The following is a 1,744-nucleotide window of genomic DNA, read 5'->3' on the forward strand; positions in this document are numbered from 1 at the left end:
CAATATAAATCAACTCCCATCTATAAATATCTGAAGATGATGAAAAACTAAAAATCGGTTAAAGAGGAATGCCATGAACTTCACTATGTTCACGCAACTGTTCAATCAAATTGATCAGACAATAAAAACATATGTCACAGACATTTCCTCAGAAGCAATTGCTATAATTACACCCTTCGTATCAATCGGTCTTACCATCGCTTTCATCGTCTATGGATGGCTCATCATGCGTGGGGCAATAGAAATGCCCCTCGCAGGTTTCCTAAGCCGATGCCTGCGCATCAGTATTATTACTTCAATTGCTCTCACAGCAGGACTTTATCAAACAGACATTGCTAAATTGATCATAGACATACCTAATGATTTATCAAGCGCGCTAATAAACAATTCGCCACAAGAAACGCAATTAAACGCCTTGATTGATAAGGTAGCTGAAAAAGGGTTCGAATCCGCAAGCAAAGCTTTCGAAGAAGCTGCTTTCTTAGATGCGGATGGATTACTCTATGGCCTCTTCGGCATCCTCATTCTACTTGCAACAAGCTTCCTAGCTGCAATCGGTGGCGCATTCATCCTGCTGACAAAAATCGCCCTTGTGCTGCTCGTCGGACTCGGACCATTCTTCATCATCGCCCTCCTTTGGCAACCAACCTATCGCTTATTCGAACAATGGATAGTTCAAATTCTCAACTATACAATTCTCGTCGTCCTCTTAGCAACCATATTTAGTATGATGATGAATATCTTTGCAAACTACATGTCTGATATTAAATTTGATGGTCAGCAAAATATCGGTTACACGCTTGGTGGTGCGCTTATCCTCTCTATTATTTCCATTGTACTGTTGCTCAAATTGTCAAGCATTGCCAATGCTCTGGCAAAAGGCGTTACTTTTAGACATCTCTGGAACCCAGGTGCAGGAGAAAGAAAGACCTCGTACAGCAATCGCACAGTCAAATAACCTGTAAACACAAGAGAAGATATCTGCACTGTCAAAAGTCATTTGCCTCAACAAAAACAAAATCAAGAAAATAAAGAAACTTACAGGCTATATACTTTATAATCAAAATTGAAATAATGATAAAAAAGTGTTAGGTTGAATTTAAAAGTTGAATAAGGAATGGTACAATGAAATCAATCATTTTTGCAACTTTAATTGCTGGGCTTTTATCAGCTTGCGGTACGTTAGCTCCAAAGCCAAAACAACCTAATAATTGGAATCGCGTGCCTGTTAACAAAACAGTCCCTATCGAAATTCAACGAGGAGCAATATGACAAAAAAACAAGTAAAACCAATAAAAGCCGAACAACTAAATAGCTACTATGAAGAAAGCCGCGGCTTGGAACGTGAACTCATCAGCGAATTTATAAAGTCGCGCAAAACAGCGTGGCGAGTAGCAGGTGTTGTTGGGGTTTTTGGGTTATTCGGCATGATGTGCGGGGTTGTCGGCTTTTCCCAACCAGCACCCACTCCCTTGGTATTACGCGTTGATAACACAACTGGTGCAGTTGATGTTATTTCTGTGATGCGCGAACATGAAACCAGCTATGGTGAGGTTGTGGATAGGTATTGGCTTAATCAGTATGTGCTTAACCGTGAAACTTATGATTATGACACCATTCAACTGAATTATGATACTGCAGCGCTTTTAAGTGCCCCAACTGTTCAACAGGAGTTTTACAAAATCTATGAAGGTGAAAATGCGCGCGACCAAGTGCTTTCCAACAAAGCGCGAATTATAGTCAA

General features: G+C 40.3%; 3 protein-coding genes. All 3 read left to right on the top strand.

Going from position 1 to position 1,744, the window contains the following annotated elements; all coding sequences use genetic code 11:
* The first annotated feature begins 73 nt into the window (after positions 1-73).
* Positions 74-958 (top strand): type IV secretion system protein, encoded by an 885-nt coding sequence (locus tag ACFINO_RS09675; protein ID WP_375655599.1) that lies wholly within the window; start codon positions 74-76, stop codon positions 956-958.
* Between the two features lie 167 nt (positions 959-1,125).
* A complete protein-coding gene (gene trwH, locus ACFINO_RS09680) occupies positions 1,126-1,272 on the top strand; it encodes a type IV secrection system protein TrwH (protein WP_011181338.1) in 147 nt (48 codons plus the stop codon).
* Positions 1,269-1,744, top strand: a 476-nt coding sequence (trwG, locus tag ACFINO_RS09685; RefSeq protein ID WP_375655602.1) for a type IV secrection system protein TrwG, incomplete at its 3' end; no start/stop codon positions are given. The genes trwH and trwG, both read left to right, overlap by 4 nt.

This window comes from Bartonella sp. AA83SXKL (assembly GCF_042196965.1).
In the GTDB taxonomy this organism is placed as follows: Bacteria; Pseudomonadota; Alphaproteobacteria; order Rhizobiales; family Rhizobiaceae; genus Bartonella.